Here is a 17742-nt window from a genome sequence, read left to right as displayed (position 1 = left end):
TGCACGGCTTGCAGATCCATCGCGGCTTCGCCGCGCCGTGACGGCGGCAGTCCGCCCACCACCTCGGGGGTGAATCGGGGCAGCGCGAAGGTGTCGGCGAAGGTGTCCAGATCGGCCTGGTCGAATCCGTCGAACGCGAACACGACCACGGTGGAGCCCTTGCCGGTGAACCCGGCGGCCCGCAGCGGCTCGATGTTGTAGGTGCGCAGCAGTGCCTGCGGTGTCAAGGCCTGCCCGGGTACCTCTCGCGGCAGCTGCCAGCGGGTCTTCTCGCGGTGTGGGGTGTACCCGAGGATCCGGCCGAGTTCGGTGACCTCAGCACGCAGCGCAACCGGCACCGCCGGTTGCTGCGGCGAGGCATAGAAGACCTGGCCCTGCCGGCCCTGGTAGTCGTGCACCTCGACACCGAAGGCGCCCGCCACCGACGCTGCCGGCCCCTCGATGAACGCCCACTCATCGCCGGTGTCCCAGCGCACCGCCAGCCCGTGCTCACCCGCCCAGCTGATGAGCGAACCGGGCCGGGAGGCAGTGCGCAGCGCAGCCGTCACCTGCACGTCGCTGTCGCGGGCCGGGCCGAGATCGGTGGAATCCGCCAGCAGATTCGCGTACGGGCCCGCGATCGAACTCGGTGCGCCCCGAAGTGGGTCCTCGTCGACGGCGACCAGAGCCGCGGCGCTGACGGCGGCCAGAGCGGCCGCCAGCAACGCCTTCCGGCCGCTGATCCTCCCCGGCATCCTCAGTGCACCCTCGCTAATGGCGTCATGATCGGGGATTCCCTTCTGATACGCGCCCGTGAGGTGACTGTAGATGGTCGCGACCGGGGCCCTTAACCTGAGCGGTGTGCGACTGCTTACCGTCCTGCCGATCCTGACGGCTGTCCTGGCCCTCGCGGTTGTGCTGCGACCGGCGGCCCGCCGCTTCGTCTGGCCGGTGGTGGCGTTAGCGGCGGCCAACGTGGTGCTGACGCCGTTGACCAGCGGGGAGTGGTTCTACCAACGCGCCGAGGACGCCTCCTACAACCGGGCGGTGGCCGACGGTGACTTCACCGGTTTCGACCGGCTGATGGCCGGCCACGACCCGCATCTGCTGCCGAGGATGGCCGCCATGGCGGTGGCACTGCTGGTCGCCCTCGTCGGTGTAGCGGTGCTGCGGGCCCGCGCCAACGGGGGCGCGTCCGTCTCGACGGCGACGTGGGCCGCGGCCGCGGGCGTGGTCTTGCTGGCCGCGACGGTCAGTCTGGTGCAGGGCGTCCTGCTGCTCGTCTGAGGCGCTCGTGCGGCTCAACCCGTCACTGGTGAATCGGGTCGATCCAGCGCACCGTCTCGGGTTCATCGGCCACCGAGTCGATGTCGAGGTTCACCACGACGGTCTCGTTGTCGCTGCGCACCAGCACGCATTCGAGTGGCTCATCGGTCGAGGCGTTGATTTCCTGATGCGGCACGTAGGGCGGGACGAAGATGAAATCACCGGGGCCGGCCTCGGCGGTGTACTCCAGCCGCTCACCCCAGCGCATCCGCGCGCGCCCTTTGACGATGTAGATGACGCTTTCGAGCTCACCGTGATGGTGCGCGCCGGTTTTGGCGTCGGGGTGAATGGTGACCGTGCCCGCCCAGATCTTCTGCGCCCCGACCCTCGCGGCGTCGATCGCCACCGATCGGTCCATCCCGGCCGTCATCTGAGTCGTCTCGCAATCCAGCGCGCCCGTTGGGATGACCCGCACCCCGTGGTGCTTCCAATCGTGGCGGCCTGCTGATTTCACGTGTCGACTCCTGGTTGGGCTCCGATGAAACGTATTCGACGGCCCCGATTCCAGGGAGCCATTCCGGGTATCGGGATCGTGAGCCGAGTCGTCTCAACGGCCGAACCCGACACGACCCCACAAACCGCAGCCTCCCGGCCGGGGTTTGTCGGTGGGTCGTGGTGTCATCGCTGACATGACCGCCCCCGAGGATCTGCTCCGCCCCGACCTGCGCGGCACGGTGCGCGTGGTGGGTGGTCCGGGCACCGGCAAGACCACCCGGCTGATCGACGCTGCGGTGGCCCACATCGCCGCCGGTGCCGATCCCGAGTCGGTGCTGCTGCTGACGTCCGGCCGGTTGACCGCCGCCACCCGCGGGGCGCTGACGGCGCGGTTGCTCGCCGCGGCCCCGGCCGACCTGCCGGTGGTGCGGGAACCGCTGGTGCGCTCGGTGCACAGCTACGCCTTCTCGGTGTTGGGCAAGGCCGCCGAGCGGGCCTGGGATCCGCCGCCCCGGCTGGTCACCGCCGCCGAGCACGACGGCACCATCCGGGAATTGCTCGCCGGGGACCTCGACGACGGAGGGCGCGCCTGGCCGCGGGAGCTGCGGCCCGCCCTGAGCACCGCCGGCTTCGCCACCGAACTGCGGGATCTGTTGGCGCGCTGCGCTGAACGCGGGCTCGACCCGACCGCTCTGCAGCGCCTCGGCCGGGCCTCGGGCCGGCCCGAGTGGGTCGCCGCCGGCCGGTTCGCCCAGCAGTACGAGCAGGTGATGCTGCTGCGCGCTTCGGTCGGCACCGCCGCGCCGCAGGCCACCGTGCCCGCGCTCGGCGCCGCGGAACTGGTCGGGGCCGCCCTGGACGCACTGGCCGCCGACCCCGAACTGCTGGCCGCCGAGCGGGCCCGGGTGCGGGTCCTGCTCGTCGACGACGCCCAGCACCTTGACCCGCAGGCCGCCCGGCTGGTGCGGGTGCTGGCGGCCGGGGCGCAACTGGCGGTGCTGGCCGGTGACCCCAACCAGGCGGTCTTCGGCTTCCGCGGCGCCGACCCTGAACTTCTGCTCGACGGCGACGACGTGCTCACCCTGACCCGCTCGCACCGCTGCGCCCCGGCCGTCGCCCGGGCCGTCGCCGGGATGGCCGCCGGGTTGCCCGGCACGGCGTGGCGGACGCTGGACGGCGCCGACAGCGGCGCGGGCGGCGCCGGCGGCCAGGGAGTGGTCACCGTCCGGGTCGCCGACTCCGAGCACGCCGAGTCCGCGGCGATCGCCGATGCGCTGCGCCGCGCTCACCTGGTTGACGGCCTGGCCTGGTCGCAGATGGCGGTCATCACCCGATCGGCGTCGACGGCGGCGGCGCTGTGCCGGGCGTTGACGGTGGCCGGGGTTCCGGTCGACCAGCCCCCGGTCGGCGGGCCGATCGGTGAGCAGCCCGCCGCCCGGGCGCTGCTCACCGTGCTGGCCGCCACCGTCGGCCGGCTCGACACCGAGCAGGCCGTCGCACTGCTGACCGGGCCGATCGGCCGGGTCGACCCGGTGTCGCTGCGCCAGCTTCGCCGATCGTTGCGCCGCGCCGCCGCGGACTCCGACCGCCCGGTCGGCGAGTTGCTGGTCGAGGCCCTCACCGGACAGTCCCCGCAGCTGCCGCCGACCCTGGCCGGCCCGGTTAAGCAGGTGCGCGCGGTGCTGGCCGCCGCCGCCCGCAGCCACCGCAGCCACCGCGATCCTCGGTTCACCCTGTGGCAGGCCTGGGAGCGCAGCGGCCTGCAGCGGCGCTGGCTTTCCGTCGCCGAGCGCGGCGGCGCCGACGGTGCGCTGGCTGACCGCAACCTCGCCGCGGTCACCGCCCTGTTCGACCTCGCCGACGCCTACGTCACCCGCACCACCGGGGCCTCGCTGCCCGGCCTGCTCGACCACCTCGCGGCTCTTCAGCTGCCACCGGTCCTCGACGTCGCCCCGGCCGGCGGGACGGTGGCGGTGCTCAGCCCGCACGGCGCGCTGGGCCGGGACTGGGAGTTGGTCGTGATCGCCGGCCTGCAGGACGGGTTGTGGCCCAACACCACTCCGCGCGGCGGGGTGCTGGGCACCCAGCGGCTGCTGGACACCCTCGACGGGATGGGCGACGAGGTCTCGGTGCGCGCGCCACTGCTGGCCGAGGAGCGCCGCCTGCTGATCGCCGCGATGGGCCGGGCCCGGCGCCGGCTGCTGATCACCGCGGTCGACAGCGACACCGGCGACCAGGCCTGCCTGCCGTCGCCGTTCGTCGCCGAACTGGCGGCGCTGGCCGGCGGCACCGCCGGCGGCGCACCGCCGCCCGCCCAGCCCGCCCCGCCGGTGCTCGCACCGTCGGCAGTGGTGGGCCGGCTGCGCGCCATGGTGTGCGCCCCGCCCGGGTCCGTCAGCGAGAGTGAACGGCTCTGTGCAGCAGAGCAACTGGCCCGGCTGGCGGCCGCGGGCGTGCCCGGCGCCGATCCGGCGACCTGGCACGGCCTGACCGAGGTCAGCACCGAGGAGCCGCTGTGGAGCGACAACGAGGACTCCGGCCACACCGTCTCGCTGAGTCCCTCGACGCTGCAGACCCTCACCGACTGCCCGCTGCGCTGGCTGGCCGAACGCCACGGCGGCACCGGGGTGCGGGCGCTGAACTCCACCCTCGGGTCGCTGGTGCACGCGCTTGTGGCCGACTCCACCAAGACCGAGGCGCAGCTGGGCGCGGAACTGGAAAACCTCTGGGCCGCTTTGCCGTTCGACGCCCCGTGGTATGCCGCCAACGAACTGGAACGCCACCGCGCGATGATCGCCGCGTTCATGGCGTGGCGGGCGGCCACCCGCCACGAGCTCACCGAGGTCGGCACCGAGGTGGCCCTCGACGGGGTGATCGCCGAGCCGGGCGACGGCCAGCCCGGGGTGCGGGTGCGCGGCCGGATCGACCGGCTCGAGCGCGACGCGCAGGGCCGGCTGGTGGTCGTCGACGTCAAAACCGCCAAGAGCCCGGTCAGCAAGGACGACGCCCAGCAGCACGCCCAACTCGGGCTCTACCAACTGGCGGTGTCCGCCGGGGTGCTGCCCGACGGCGACCAGCCCGGCGGCGGCCGGCTGGTGTATGTGGGCAAGCCGTCGGCCAGCGGTGCCACCGAACGCGAGCAGACCGCGCTGGGCGCCGACGACACCCCGGGCTGGCATGACGCGGTGCGCACCGCCGCGGCGGCCACCGCCGGGCCGCGGTTCGTCGCCCGGGTCAACGACGGCTGCACGCACTGCCCGCTGAAGCCGTCCTGCCCGGCCCACGCCGCCGGGGAGCCGTCATGACGCACAGCCCCGCCGAACTGGCTGCCGCCCTTGGTCTTCCGCAGCCCACCGACGAGCAGGCCGCGGTGATCGCCGCACCGCCCGGTCCGATGGTGGTGGTCGCCGGCGCCGGGGCCGGCAAAACCGAGACGATGGCCGCCCGGGTGGTGTGGCTGGTGGCCAATGGCTACTCAGACCCCGGGCAGGTGCTGGGCCTGACGTTCACCCGCAAGGCCGCCGGGCAGCTGCTGCGGCGGGTGCGTTCCCGGCTGGCCCGGCTGTCCGGCCACCTCGGCGAAACCCTGGACACCCCCACCGGCAGCCCGCTGGTCAGCACCTACCACGCCTTCGCCGGGTCGCTGCTGCGCGAGTTCGGGCTGCTACTGCCGGTCGAACCGGACGCCCGGCTGCTCAGTGAAACCGAGCGCTGGCAGCTGGCCTACGAGGTGGTCGCCAGCCACCCCGGGCTGCTGCCGCTGGACAAAACCCCCGCCGCAGTGACCGCCATGGTGCTGCGGCTGTCCGACGAACTGGCCGAACACCTCGTCGACACCGCCGCGCTGCGCGACACCCACCGCGAACTGGACCGGTTGGTGCATCACCTGCCGGCCGGGCCGCGGCAGCGCGGCGACGGCCCCAACCGCCGCCTGCTCGACATGCTCGACACCCAGACCGACCGGGCGGCGCTGGTCCCGCTCATCGATGCCCTGCACGCCCGGTTGGGTCAGGCCAAGGCGATGGACTTCGGATCCCAGATGGCCGCCGCCGCCCGGCTGGCCACCGCCCGCCCGCAAGTCGGCGAGCAGCTACGGGCCCGCTACCGGGTGGTGCTGCTCGACGAATACCAGGACACCGGGCACGCCCAGCGCATCGCACTGTCGGCGTTGTTCGGCGGCGGCGTCGATGACGGTCTGGCGCTGACCGCCGTCGGTGACCCGATCCAATCCATCTACGGCTGGCGCGGCGCCTCGGCCACCAACCTGCCGCGGTTCACCACCGACTTCCCGTTGAGCGACCGATCCGCGGCGCCCACACGGGAACTGCGCACCAGTTGGCGCAACCCGCCCCGGGTGCTGGACCTGGCCAACGCCGTCTCCGACGCGGCCCGCCGGCGGTCGGTGGCGGTCCGCCCGCTGCGGGCCCGCCCGGGCGCCGAGCCCGGCAACGTGCGGTGCGCGCTGCACCGCGACGTCGCCGCCGAGCGGGACTGGCTGGCCGATCAGATCGCCGGCCGCTACACCGCGGCCGCGCAAGCGGGGGAGCCGCCGCCCACCGCGGCGGTGCTGGTGCGCCGCAACGCCGACGCCGGCCCGATCGCCGCGGCGCTGTCCGCCCGCGGCGTCCCGGTGGAAGTCGTGGGACTGGCCGGCCTGCTGTCGATCGCCGAAGTGGCGCAGGTCATTTCGATGCTGCGGTTGGTGGCCGACCCGACCGCCGGCACAGCCGCCATGGAGGTGCTGACCGGCCCGCGCTGGCGGCTCGGTGCGCGGGATCTGGCGGCGCTGTGGCGCCGGGCGGTATTGCTGGAGGAACGCCGGCCCGTCGAGATGTCGGCCCGGCAGATCGTCGACGCCGCCGCTGACACCGACACCCCCGCGCTGGCCGACGCGCTGGCCGACCCGGGCCCGGCCGAGGCCTACTCGGTACCGGGCCACCGGCGGATCAGCGCCCTGGGAACCGAACTGGTGCGGCTGCGCGGCTTCCTGACCCACCCGGTCAACGATCTGGTCGCCGAGGTGCGCCGCCTGCTCGGGGTGGACGCCGAGGTCCGCGCCGCCGGGGCCGGACCCGAGCACCTGGACCGCTTCGGTGACGTCGTCGCCGGCTACGCCGAACGCCCGGGCGCCGACGTGACCGGCCTGCTGGCCTACCTGGATGCCGCCGCGGTGGTGGAGAACGGTTTGGCCCCGGCCGAGGTCGGGGTTGCACCCGGCCGGGTGCAGGTGCTGACCATTCACGCCGCCAAGGGCCTGGAGTGGCAGATCGTCGCGGTGCCGCACCTGAGTGCCCGGGTGTTCCCGTCGACGGCCGCCAAGCGGACCTGGCTCACCGACCCGGCTGACCTGCCGCCACTGCTGCGCGGTGACCGGGCCGACACCGAGCACAGCGAGTTGGGTCGGCACGGCGTCCCGCTGCTGGACACCGCCGCGGTCACCGACCGCAAAGCCCTCGAGGACGTCATCAGCGCCCACCGCGATCAACTGCTGGCCCGCCGCACCGACGAGGAACGCCGGCTGCTCTACGTCGCCCTGACCCGCGCCGAGGACACCCTGCTGCTGTCCGGGCATCACTGGGGCGCCACCGAGTCCAGCCCGCGCGGCCCGTCGGACTTCCTGGTCGAGATCCGCGGCATCATCGAGACCACCGGGTGCGGCGAGATCGCCCACTGGGAACCCGAACCCGCTGACGGTGAGCCGAACCCGTTGCGGGACAACACCATCGAGGTGCTGTGGCCGGCGGATCCGCTGCGCGGCCGGCGCGGGCAGGTCGAGTACGGTGCGCAACTGGTCGCCGCTGCGATGGCCGGGACGCTGGACGAGGCGGGCGCGGGCGAGGGTGCCGTGGCCGGCGATGACGCCGACGATCCGCACGGCTGGATCGCCGACGTCGACGCGCTGCTGGCCGAACGGGCCCGCGCCGCGCAGCCACCGCCGCGCCCGCTGCCCACCACACTGTCGGTCAGCGCGCTGGTCGAACTCGACCGCGACCCCGTCGCCGCCGCGCGTCGGCTGACCCGGCGGCTACCCGCCCGGCCCGACCCGCACGCCCTGCTGGGCACCGCCTTCCACGACTGGGTGCAGCGCTTCTACGGCGCCGAGCGGCTCTTCGACCTCGACGACCTGCCCGGCGCGGGGGAGGCGCAGAGCGCCGACAGCGAGCAACTCGACGCCCTGCAGGCCGCGTTCACCGCCTCGCGGTGGGCGGCGCGCACCCCGCTGGACGTCGAGGTGCCCTTCGAGCTGGCCCTGACCCAAGCCGGCACCACCGTGATCCGTGGCCGCATCGACGCGGTGTTCGCCGACCCCGACGGAGGCGTGACGGTGGTGGACTGGAAGACCGGCGAACCCCCCACCGACGCGGCAGCCCGCCGGCACGCCGCGGTACAGCTGGCGGTCTACCGGCTGGCCTGGGCGGGGCTGTCCGGGCGCCCGGTGGATCAGGTGCGGGCGGCGTTCCACTACGTGCGCTGCGGGCGCACCGTGGAACCCGAGGTGCTCTACGACGCCGAGGACCTGGCGACGCTGCTGAACCCGGCCGACCCCGGGCTGAGCCCCAGCCCCAGCCCCGGCCTCAACCCCGACGCGGAGCGTTACGCCGGATCGCCAGCGCCCGGGTGATCATCGGCAGCTGCATCGGCAGCCGGGCCAGCGCCGCAGCCTTCATCGGCAACGGCTTGTCCTTCCACAGCCGCACCATGTTCAGGTTTGCCGGGAACACCGCCAGATACAGCAGCGCCGCGGCCAGCGCCCCGGCCCGCCGGGTCCGCGGCACCAGCAGCATGGCGCCCACACCCACCTCAGCCACCCCGGAGGCATAGGTGTAAAAACGCGGGCTGCCGGGCAGTTCGGCGGGCACGATGGTGTCGAAGGGCTTGGGCGCCAGGAAGTGGCCGGCGCCGATTCCGATCAGCATCGCCCCCATCCGGTAGGCGGGCCGCTGGCTCACAGGTTCGCTCGAAGTGTTGGGCATGGTTTCATAATGGCGGTGTGGTGGCGATTGCTCGGCGAAACGGATCAGGTGAACTGATGACGAGCGCTCGTGCCTAACCGCCGGCTGCGGCGTCAGCTCGACGCAATCGAAGAAAACCTCACCACCAAACCGGACTCGGCGCTCGTCGACCACCTGCGCATCCCGGACAAGTTCGTCCCTCCGGGCCGGCGCATCGCCCGCCGCCTGCTCTACGCCTTTCTGGTGCTCGCCGCCGCAGTGCTGGTGGTCTACCTCGAGCGGGACGGCTATCGCGACATCGGCAGCGAACCGACAACCCTGAGCCTGCTGGACTGCATCTACTACGCGACCGTGTCGTTGTCGACCACCGGCTACGGCGACATCACCCCGGTCACCGATCACGCCCGGCTGATGAACGTCCTGCTGATCACACCGCTTCGGGTGCTGTTCCTGATCGTCCTGATCGGCACCACCGTGGAGACCCTGACCGTCGCCTCGCGGCAGGCCTTCAAAATCCAGCGTTGGAGGAACACCGTGCGCAACCACACCGTCGTCGTCGGCTACGGCACCAAGGGGCGCACCGCGGTGTCGGCCATGATCGGCGACGGCGTTCCGCCGGCCGAGATCGTCGTCGTCGACACCGACCAGGCCTCGCTGGACCGGGCCAACGCCGCCGGCCTGGTCACCATCCGCGGCGACGCCAACAAGTCCGATGTGCTGCGGCTGGCCAGCGCCCAGCACGCCAAAGCCATTGTGGTCGCCACCAACAGCGACCCGACAGCGGTGCTGGTGACCCTGACCGCCCGGGAACTGGCGCCGAAGGCCACCATCATCGCCTCGGTGCGCGAGGCCGAGAACCGTCATCTGCTGCTGCAATCCGGCGCGGACTCGGTGGTGGTGTCGTCGGAGACCGCCGGCCGGCTGCTGGGTCTGGCCACCTCCAAGCCGACCGTGGTGGAGATGATCGAGGATCTGCTCACCCCGGACGCCGGCCTGGTGATCGCCGAGCGGGGTGTCGAACCCAAGGAGGTCGGCGGCTCGCCGCGGCACATTCCCGACATCGTGCTCGGGGTGGTGCGCGACGGCCAGTTGTTGCGGGTCGACGACGCCAAGGTCGACGCGTTGGAGTCCACCGACCGTCTGCTCTACGTCCGCTCCGCTGACGTGGACTGACCCGCGTGAGCTTCCGACTGCGCAACATCCCGCTGCTCTCCCGGGTCGGGGCCGACCGCGCCGACCACCTGCGCACCGACGTCGACGCCGCCCGGCAGGGATGGGTACAGGCGGTGCTGCTTCGGGTCGATGAGCGCAACCAGGTCCTCGTCATCGACGGGCAATTGGTGCTCACCCCGGCCGCCGAACTGGGTGACACCCCGCCGGCCGAGGCGGTGTTCCTGGGCCGGATGCCCGACGGCCGGCACGCCTGGGCGGTGCGTGCGCCGCTGCAGGCCCCCGACGGGATCCCGGCCCGCGCGATCGACCCGCGCCGGGCCGGAGTGCGGTTCGACGACGTCGCCGCCCAATTGGTGGCCGGTGCCCTGGCGTTGCTGAATTGGCATGACACCGCGGGCTTTTCACCGTCTGACGGCAGTCCCACCCGGCCGGTCCGGTCCGGGTGGGCGCGACGCAACCTGCTCACCGGGCATGAGGAGTTCCCCCGCGTCGACCCGGCGGTGATCTGCCTGGTGCACGACGGGCACGACCGCGCGGTGCTGGCCCGTCAGGTGGTGTGGCCGCTGCGGCTGTTCTCGCTGCTGGCCGGGTTCGTCGAAGCCGGTGAGTCGTTCGAGACCTGCGTCGCGCGCGAGATCGCCGAGGAGATCGGCCTGACCGTCACCGACGTCACCTATCTGGGCAGCCAGCCGTGGCCGTTCCCGCGCTCACTGATGGTCGGCTTTCACGCCGTCGCCGACCCCGAGCAGGAGTTCGCGTTCAACGACGGCGAGATCGCCGAGGCGTCCTGGTTCACCCGCGATGAGGTGCGCGCCGCTCTGGCTGAAGGCGACTGGAGCAGCGAGTCGACCTCGCGGCTGCTGCTGCCCGGTTCCATCTCGATCGCCCGGGAGATCATCGAGTCCTGGGCGTTCGCCGACTGAGCAGCGCCCGCGGCTACGTGGCAGCGCGCGAAGCGGTGCCGGGTGTGCCCACCTTCGCGCGACAACGGTGGTAGCGCGCGGAAACCGGTGCCGCTTGTGCCCGCCTTCGCGCGACAACTCCGGACGTGTCGGCGCCCCGTGTCATGGTGGCCGGCATGGACGCTTCGCCATCGCCGCCATCGCCGCCATCGCCGCCATCGCCGCTATCACTGTCAATGACGTCAACGCCGCTTCTGTTGCGCAGCACCGATTTGCGCTACGTGCTCACCCGCATTCTTCAACTGCACGGTCCAATGACGGTGGCCGAACTCGTCGCCGAGTTACATCGCTGGGGGTTCACCGTCGCCGGTCGGCCGTCCAAGACCGTGTCGGACACCCTGCGGTGGGAGATGCGCCGCGACCGGGTTCGCCGCCGCGGTCGCGGCCGCTACGCGCAGGGGGCCGTCCCGCGGTCGACCGCACACCGCATCATCACGAGGGTCCAACTACTGCTTGACGAGGTGTTGTCGCGCGAAGGCGGGCACCGACCACTCTTCCCGGACTGAACGGGGTCTCCGGACTGACATGCCCCAACCCGGCAAATGGGCCCAACGGGCCCGAGCTCCGATCAGCCGTAAACCAGCCAGGGGATCTGCGGCCGGTTCGCCGGCGGCGCCTTCGTTCCCGGCGTCGCGGCGATCGACACACTGCCGTTGGTCTGGCAGGTGGTCGCGTCGCCGGAGGTGCGGCAGGTCTCGCGCTGCGCGCTTGCGGTCGGGGCAGACACCATCGCGGCCGCCACCATGCCCACCGCCGCCAACGCGAATTTTCCTCTAACAGTCATGGTCTCGTCTCTCAGCAGCTACGGGCAATTGGAAATCAGGACAACCGAATCCGGACTCATCGGCATATTGGCGGCCGCGGCCCGGGCGAGCGCATCCAGGCGAGCAGCCTCGATGGTCGGCCCGGCCCCGCCGGCATTGACATTGGTGCGGCCGTCGGCCAGCGAGACGATGCACAGATTGTCGTTGGTCACCATGTCGGCCGAGCAGTTCACCCCGCCGTCGGCCTGACACTGCCCGACCAGGCTGGCCGTGGCCTCCTGGGCGGTGTTGCCGAACGCGTCGTAGCCCACCTCGACGTTGCGGCCACCGACACCGTCACCGAAATCCTCGAAGGTGCCGCTGCCGACCGCGGCGAACATGCCGCCGTAGGAACCCGGCGGACCAGGCGTGTCGTCGACGACGCCGGGGGGGCCACCCGCCCATGCGGTGCCCACCGAGATCCCGACAGCGGCAAGACCCACGCCCAACGCGGTTACTACCCGAGTGCTGATCATGGCGGTAACCATAGCCGCCCCGATCGCACTCACACTCCCAGCTTGGCCTTGACGTCTTTGAGGCTGGGATTGGTCAGCGCGCTGCCGTCCGGGAACTTCACCGTCGGCACGGTCTGGTTGCCGTCGTTGACGCTCATCACGAAGTCCGCCGCGTCCGGGTCGTGCTCGATGTCCACCTCGGTGAACGCGATGCCCTCGGACTTCAGCATCGTCTTGAGCCGACGGCAGTAGCCGCACCACACCGTGGAGTACATGATCAATTCCGAGCCGCTCATAGCAGGAGAACCTATCGTGTCCGGCCCGGCTGCCAAGATGGACGCCATGCTGGGCGGCCTGGACGACGAGCAGCGCGAGGCGGTGCTCGCCCCGCGCGGCCCGCTGTGCGTGCTGGCCGGGGCGGGCACCGGAAAGACCCGCACCATCACCCACCGGATCGCCCATCTGGTGGCCGACGGGCACGTCGCCGCCGCGCAGGTGCTGGCGGTGACGTTCACCTCACGGGCGGCCGGGGAGATGCGCAGCCGGCTGCGGGGCATGAACGTCGCCGGGGTGCAGGCGTTGACCTTCCACGCCGCCGCCCGCCGCCAGCTGTCCTACTTCTGGCCGCGGGTGGTCGGCGACACCGGCTGGCAGCTGCTGGACAGCAAGTTCGCCGTCGTCGCCCAGGCCGCCAACCGGGCGCGGTTGCAGGCTTCCACCGACGACGTGCGCGATCTGGCCGGGGAGATCGAGTGGGCCAAAGCCTCGCTGATCACCCCGGAGACCTACGCCGCTGCGGTCGCCGAGAACGCCCGCGACATCCCGCTGGACGCGGCGAAGGTGGCCGCCGTCTACGCCGGATACGAGGCGCTCAAAGCCAACCGCGACGGGGTGGCGCTGCTGGACTTCGACGATCTGCTGCTGCACACCGCCGCGGCCATCGAGAACGACCGGGCGGTGGCCGGTGAGTTCCGGGACCGCTACCGCTGTTTCGTCGTCGACGAATATCAGGACGTCACCCCGCTGCAACAGCGGGTGCTCGACGCCTGGCTCGGCGACCGCGACGACCTCACCGTCGTCGGCGACGCCAACCAGACCATCTACTCGTTCACCGGCGCCTCACCGCGCTACCTGCTGGATTTCTCCCGGCGCTTCCCGGAGTCGACGGTGGTGCGCCTGGAGCGTGACTACCGCTCCACCCCGCAGGTGGTGTCGCTGGCCAACCGGGTGATCGCCGCCGCCCGCGGCCGGATGGCCGGGTCCAAACTGCACCTGATCGGTCAGCGCCCGCCCGGCCCGGAGCCGACGTTCCGCGAGCACCCCGACGAGGTCGCCGAGGCCGCCGGGGTGGCCCGCGCCGCCAAGCAGCTCATCGAATCCGGCACGCCCGCAGCCGAAATCGCGGTGCTCTACCGCATCAACGCCCAATCGGAGATCTACGAGGAGGCCCTCACCGGGGCCGGTATCCCGTTCCAGGTGCGCGGCGGGGAGGGCTTCTTCTCCCGCCAGGAGATCCGCCAGGCGCTGGTGGCGTTGCAGCGGGCGGGGGATCGAGGAGCCTCCGGCGGGCAGGAGCGCAGCGACTCGGGAAACGATCACGGGCCACTACCGGAACTGGTGCGCGAACTGCTCGAGCCGCTGGGCCTGACCGCCGAGTCGCCCACCGGTGTGCGGGCCCGGGAACGCTGGGAAGCGTTGCGCGCCTTGGCCGAATTGGTCGACGAGGAGGTCGCCGCCCGGCCCGACCTGGACCTGGCCTCCCTGGTCGCCGAGTTGCGGGTGCGTGCCGACTCCCGTCACCCCCCGACGGTGCAGGGTGTGACGCTGGCCTCGCTGCACGCCGCCAAGGGCCTGGAGTGGGACGCGGTGTTCCTGGTCGGCCTGGCCGACGGCACCCTGCCGATCTCCCATGCTTTGGCCCACGGCCCGGACAGCGAGGCCGTCGAAGAGGAGCGCCGCCTGCTCTACGTCGGAGTCACCAGGGCCAGAACGCATCTGGAGCTCAGCTGGGCGCTGGCCCGCGCCCCCGGGGGCAGGCAGGGCCGCAAGCCGTCACGGTTCCTCACCGGCATCGCCCCGCAGGCCCGCGCCGCTGCCGCCGACCCGGCCAAGCCGCGCCGCCAGCGCGGTGCCACCCCGCGCTGCCGGGTGTGCAACGCCCTCCTGACCAGCGCACCGGCAATCATGTTGCGGCGCTGCGAAACCTGTTCGGTGGACATCGACGAGGAACTGCTCGCCCAGCTCAAGGAATGGCGGCTCAACATCGCCCGGGAACTGAAGGTCCCGGCCTACGTGGTGTTCACCGACAACACTCTGATCGCCATCGCCGAGGCGCTGCCCGCCGACGACGCCGCGCTGGTCGCCATCCCCGGCATCGGGGCGCGCAAACTCGAACAGTTCGGCGCCGACGTGCTGGGGTTGGTGCGCGCCCGCCGCTGAGGCTCAGGCGATGCCCAGTTCGCGGGCCGCGGCGTTGGCCGCCCGTGCACCGGAGATGCGGCGCAGCATCAGCAGTCCGTCCAGCACGGCCACCGTCGCCAGCGCCTGCCGGCGGCGCTCCGCAGCCGAGGGCGCGTCGATCCGCGGTTCGATCCAGTCCACCCATCCGCTGAACAGCAACGGGACCAGCGAGGCATACGGTTCATCGCCCGCGCTGGCCAGACCGACCACTTCGAAGAACACCGCGAACACCGGGTCGGCGGCCGGGCAGGCCAGAGCCGGCCAGGCGCGCCGCCGAAGGTCGTCGACTGGGATCGCGGCGTCGCCGAACGCGCCCGCCAGCGTGCTCTGCAATTGCCCGCCCAGCGCGCCGATCACCGCGGCGATCATCTCGTTCTTGGTGGGGAAGTAGTAGACGACGGTGCGGTCGCTGATGCCCAGGCTCTGGCCGACCGAGCCGAACGTCACCGACCCGATCCCGGCGGTGGTCGCCAGCTGGACCGCCGCGGCCAAGATGTCGTCCCGGGAGTGCTTGTAGCCCACGTCTTGAGCGTAGTGGCCGCCCGATCTACACTAGTTTGTAGTAGTCACTACAAATTAAGGGAGTCCACCATGGATGAACGCAGTCGCGGCACCGCCGTCACCGGTCTGGTGGTGGGTGCACTCGTCGCACTGTCCTTTGCGCTCCTGATCAGACTGCTGTCGCCGTCGCTGCTGCTCGAAACACACTGGCGGGTCATGGTTTACCTGGCCTGTGCGCTGGCGGCCCCGCCCACGGTCTGGTTTCTGCAGTGGGTCGCCAGGATGCGCCGACTCGATCAGCAGGCGGTGTTCACCTGGGCGGTGGCCGGCGCCATGACCTTCGACGGTCTGGCGATCGGCTTCGTGCCCGGGCTGTACGGCCAGACCGGCCAGGCGCTGGCCTGGGTGGCCTCGGCGCTGCTGTTCGCCTTCGCCAGCCTGATCCTCGCCGGTCAGGTGATGCTCGGACGGGTGGTGCCCGCGACGGCGGGCTAGCGCTAGCCGCCGACGCTCACCGTCGGCGGGCCGAAATAAATCAGTTGTGCCCCGAGGCGGTGGGCCGATACTCTGCTTTCATGTTGTTCGCCGCCGCGCATCACGCCGCCGCTACCGTGTCCGTGGACAGGAGCGCGCTTCAGTAGGCGACGAACCCGATTTCCAGGCCACGGACAGATGAAGTCCGTGGCCATTTTTTATGTCCGAGAAGAGATTCCACGAGAGAGGTGAACCCGATGTCCGTCGCCGAAACCCTGCTGCCGTGCCACGCCGCCGACCCGGACCTGTGGTTCGCCGAGGACCCGGCCGACCTGGAGCGGGCCAAGGCGCTGTGCGGGGACTGCCCGGTGCGCCGGCAGTGTCTGGCCGCCGCGCTGGACCGCGCCGAGCCCTGGGGGGTGTGGGGCGGGGAGATCCTCGAACGCGGAACGGTGTTGGCCCGCAAGCGGCCTCGCGGCCGTCCGCGCAAGGACGGGATCGCTGCGTGAGTGCTGAGGGGCGCAGTCGCTCAACGGGCTGACCGCTCACCGCCACGCGGCGTCCATCACCTCAGGAGTCGAGGCCGGATCAGGCCTAGATCACCGGCTCGGGTTCGGCATAGCCGGGGATCAGCGCCTCGGCCAGTTCCCGCACCGCCACGCGGCAGTCCAGCTGGCAGGAGATCGCGACGTTGGAGGCGATCACCCGCAGCGGGATCGCCAGTTCGGCCGGCAGGTCCATCTGCCGGGCCATCTTCAGTTGCTGAGGGGCGCGCTCCATATTCGACTGGGCGTGCTTCTGCAGCCACTTGCGGGTGTAGTGGAACACCGGCACCGACACCGGCTCGACGTACTGGGCCAGCATCTCGTCGATGGCCTCGATCGACAGCTGCTCGCCCTTGCGGATGAAGCCCACCTTCTCCATCGTCGGCAGCAGCAGGTCGTAGTTCTTGTGCTGGGCCAGCCGGATCATGATGCCCATCTCTTCGGGCAGGCCGTTGGGCAGCGGGGCCACCGCACCGAAGTCGATGACGACCATGCGGTCGTCGTCGCGCAGCATGAAGTTGCCTGGGTGGGCGTCGCCGTGCATCATCCCGACCCGCGACGGGGCGTCGAAGGTCAGCTCGAAAAGCCGTGCACCGGCCAGATCCCGTTCCTCCCGGGTGCCGGCTCGGATAATCTCCGCCAGCGGCTTGCCGTCGATCCACTCGCTGACGACGACCTTGGGTGAACTGCCCACGACGTGGGGGATCGCGAAATGCGGATGCCCCTCGTAGGCCTTGGCGAAGGCCCGCTGGTTGTTGGCCTCCAGCCGGTAGTCCAGTTCCATCTCGGTGCGCTCGACGAGTTCGTCGACGACGCTCTGCACGTCAGCGCCGGGCGCGATTTGCTTGAGCACACTGGTCAGCCGCCGCATGGTCTTCAGGTCGGCGCGCAGTGCCTCATCGGCGCCCGGGTACTGGATCTTGACGGCCACCTCGCGGCCGTCGGCCCAGATGCCCTTGTGCACCTGCCCGATGCTGGCCGAGGCGACCGGTGTGTCATCGAACTCGGCGAACCGGTCGCGCCACGTGGTGCCCAGCTGTCCGTCGAGAACCCGGTGCACCTTGGCCGCCGGCATCGGCGGGGCGTCCTTCTGCAGTTTGGTCAGCGCCTCCCGGTAGGGCTCGCCGAACTCCTCGGGGATGGCCGCCTCCAGCACCGAGAGCGCCTGGCCTACCTTCATGGCCCCGCCCTTGAGCTCTCCGAGCACGCTGAACAGCTGGTTGGCGGCCTTCTCCATCAGCTCGGCGTTGACCTCGTCCTTGGACTTGCCGGTCAGCCGCTTGGCCGCACCCAGCGCGGCGCGCCCGGCAATGCCGACCGGGATGCTGGCCAGCTTGGCGTTGCGGCGTGCGCTGCCGCGCTTGATGTCGTCGTCAGCCACGCCCCCATCATCCCCGACGGACGTGGCGGGTCAATGGCGCGGTGGGAATCGTCACCGGGCTGCGTTGCCTGGGCTGCGGTGCCCGGGCGCGGGTGGCGCCCGTGTTCCGGCGGGTGTGACTGTTGCCCGCCTTCGCGCGACAACGTCCGCGCGTGGGCTCGCGGTGCGCCGGAACCGGAGGACTGGATGAGGTGCGTTCCGTCATTCGCCGTCCCCCTCTGGGAGGTTGTCGCGCGAAGGTGGGCGCAGGTCACTACCGCCCGGGTGCGGGGGCGGCCCGGCCGGGGGGCCGACG

General features: G+C 71.6%; 17 protein-coding genes. 9 read left to right on the top strand and 8 right to left on the bottom strand.

The window, feature by feature from the left end; genetic code table 11:
- Positions 1–734, bottom strand: a 734-nt coding sequence (locus tag ADBZ5N_RS10665; RefSeq protein ID WP_526257459.1) for a protease pro-enzyme activation domain-containing protein, incomplete at its 3' end; no start/stop codon positions are given.
- 106 nt (positions 735–840) lie between these two features.
- Here ADBZ5N_RS10665 and ADBZ5N_RS10660 point away from each other — a divergent pair.
- Positions 841–1266 (top strand): hypothetical protein, encoded by a 426-nt coding sequence (locus tag ADBZ5N_RS10660; protein WP_526257458.1) that lies wholly within the window; start codon positions 841–843, stop codon positions 1264–1266.
- Between the two features lie 22 nt (positions 1267–1288).
- On the opposite strand, the gene ADBZ5N_RS10655 is transcribed toward ADBZ5N_RS10660, so the two are convergent.
- Complete coding sequence (locus ADBZ5N_RS10655; RefSeq protein WP_526257457.1) at positions 1289–1759, bottom strand: cupin domain-containing protein; 471 nt, start codon at positions 1757–1759, stop codon at positions 1289–1291.
- 175 nt (positions 1760–1934) lie between these two features.
- Between ADBZ5N_RS10655 and ADBZ5N_RS10650 the strand changes: the two genes are divergently transcribed.
- Complete coding sequence (locus ADBZ5N_RS10650) at positions 1935–5045, top strand: PD-(D/E)XK nuclease family protein (protein WP_526257456.1); 3111 nt, start codon at positions 1935–1937, stop codon at positions 5043–5045.
- Complete coding sequence (locus ADBZ5N_RS10645; RefSeq protein ID WP_526257455.1) at positions 5042–8362, top strand: ATP-dependent helicase; 3321 nt, start codon at positions 5042–5044, stop codon at positions 8360–8362. The genes ADBZ5N_RS10650 and ADBZ5N_RS10645 overlap by 4 nt, the downstream gene beginning before the upstream one ends.
- On the opposite strand, the gene ADBZ5N_RS10640 is transcribed toward ADBZ5N_RS10645, so the two are convergent.
- The gene (locus ADBZ5N_RS10640) at positions 8316–8714 is read right to left on the bottom strand and encodes a DoxX-related protein (RefSeq protein WP_526257454.1); all 399 of its coding nucleotides are present in this window, start codon (positions 8712–8714) and stop codon (positions 8316–8318) included. The two genes, ADBZ5N_RS10645 and ADBZ5N_RS10640, sit on opposite strands and share 47 nt — an antisense overlap.
- A 69-nt stretch (positions 8715–8783) precedes the next feature.
- Between ADBZ5N_RS10640 and ADBZ5N_RS10635 the strand changes: the two genes are divergently transcribed.
- The 3 genes from ADBZ5N_RS10635 (at position 8784) to ADBZ5N_RS10625 (ending at position 11334) form a co-directional block, all read left to right on the top strand.
- Positions 8784–9866 (top strand): potassium channel family protein, encoded by a 1083-nt coding sequence (locus tag ADBZ5N_RS10635; RefSeq protein WP_526257453.1) that lies wholly within the window; start codon positions 8784–8786, stop codon positions 9864–9866.
- Entirely contained in the window at positions 9863–10789 is a 927-nt protein-coding gene (gene nudC, locus ADBZ5N_RS10630) for an NAD(+) diphosphatase (RefSeq protein ID WP_526257461.1), read from the top strand. Before ADBZ5N_RS10635 ends, nudC begins: the two co-directional genes overlap by 4 nt.
- A gap of 215 nt (positions 10790–11004) precedes the next feature.
- Positions 11005–11334, top strand: a complete 330-nt coding sequence (locus tag ADBZ5N_RS10625; RefSeq protein WP_526257452.1) for a hypothetical protein — start codon at positions 11005–11007, stop codon at positions 11332–11334.
- Positions 11335–11396: 62 nt separating this feature from the next.
- Here the strand turns inward: ADBZ5N_RS10625 and ADBZ5N_RS10620 are convergent, their stop codons facing one another.
- Genes ADBZ5N_RS10620 through ADBZ5N_RS10610 form a run of 3 tightly spaced genes read right to left on the bottom strand, consistent with a single transcriptional unit; the run spans position 11397 to position 12382 of the window.
- A complete protein-coding gene (locus ADBZ5N_RS10620; RefSeq protein WP_526257451.1) occupies positions 11397–11612 on the bottom strand; it encodes a hypothetical protein in 216 nt (71 codons plus the stop codon).
- 18 nt (positions 11613–11630) lie between these two features.
- Positions 11631–12107: a hypothetical protein gene (locus ADBZ5N_RS10615; protein ID WP_526257450.1), complete on the bottom strand. Its 477-nt coding sequence runs from the start codon at positions 12105–12107 to the stop codon at positions 11631–11633.
- A gap of 29 nt (positions 12108–12136) precedes the next feature.
- The gene (locus tag ADBZ5N_RS10610; RefSeq protein ID WP_526257449.1) at positions 12137–12382 is read right to left on the bottom strand and encodes a mycoredoxin; all 246 of its coding nucleotides are present in this window, start codon (positions 12380–12382) and stop codon (positions 12137–12139) included.
- Positions 12383–12419: 37 nt separating this feature from the next.
- Here ADBZ5N_RS10610 and ADBZ5N_RS10605 point away from each other — a divergent pair, with 37 nt between their 5' ends.
- A complete protein-coding gene (locus tag ADBZ5N_RS10605) occupies positions 12420–14525 on the top strand; it encodes a UvrD-helicase domain-containing protein (protein ID WP_526257460.1) in 2106 nt (701 codons plus the stop codon).
- A 3-nt stretch (positions 14526–14528) separates the two neighbouring features.
- On the opposite strand, the gene ADBZ5N_RS10600 is transcribed toward ADBZ5N_RS10605, so the two are convergent.
- The gene (locus ADBZ5N_RS10600; RefSeq protein WP_526257448.1) at positions 14529–15068 is read right to left on the bottom strand and encodes a TetR family transcriptional regulator; all 540 of its coding nucleotides are present in this window, start codon (positions 15066–15068) and stop codon (positions 14529–14531) included.
- A 69-nt stretch (positions 15069–15137) separates the two neighbouring features.
- Between ADBZ5N_RS10600 and ADBZ5N_RS10595 the strand changes: the two genes are divergently transcribed.
- Together ADBZ5N_RS10595 and ADBZ5N_RS10590 are read left to right on the top strand one after the other, a co-directional pair.
- The gene (locus ADBZ5N_RS10595) at positions 15138–15542 is read left to right on the top strand and encodes a hypothetical protein (protein WP_526257447.1); all 405 of its coding nucleotides are present in this window, start codon (positions 15138–15140) and stop codon (positions 15540–15542) included.
- Between the two features lie 236 nt (positions 15543–15778).
- Positions 15779–16030, top strand: a complete 252-nt coding sequence (locus ADBZ5N_RS10590; protein WP_526257446.1) for a WhiB family transcriptional regulator — start codon at positions 15779–15781, stop codon at positions 16028–16030.
- Positions 16031–16115: 85 nt separating this feature from the next.
- Here the strand turns inward: ADBZ5N_RS10590 and ADBZ5N_RS10585 are convergent, their stop codons facing one another.
- Positions 16116–17447: a macrolide-binding ATPase MABP-1 gene (locus tag ADBZ5N_RS10585; RefSeq protein WP_526257445.1), complete on the bottom strand. Its 1332-nt coding sequence runs from the start codon at positions 17445–17447 to the stop codon at positions 16116–16118.
- Positions 17448–17742: the final 295 nt, after the last annotated feature.

The organism is Mycobacterium sp. (genome assembly GCF_044370595.1).
Classification (GTDB): Bacteria; Actinomycetota; Actinomycetes; order Mycobacteriales; family Mycobacteriaceae; genus Mycobacterium.
Note: the sequence above shows the minus strand (reverse complement) of the source record. Positions and strands in the feature narration are given on the sequence as shown.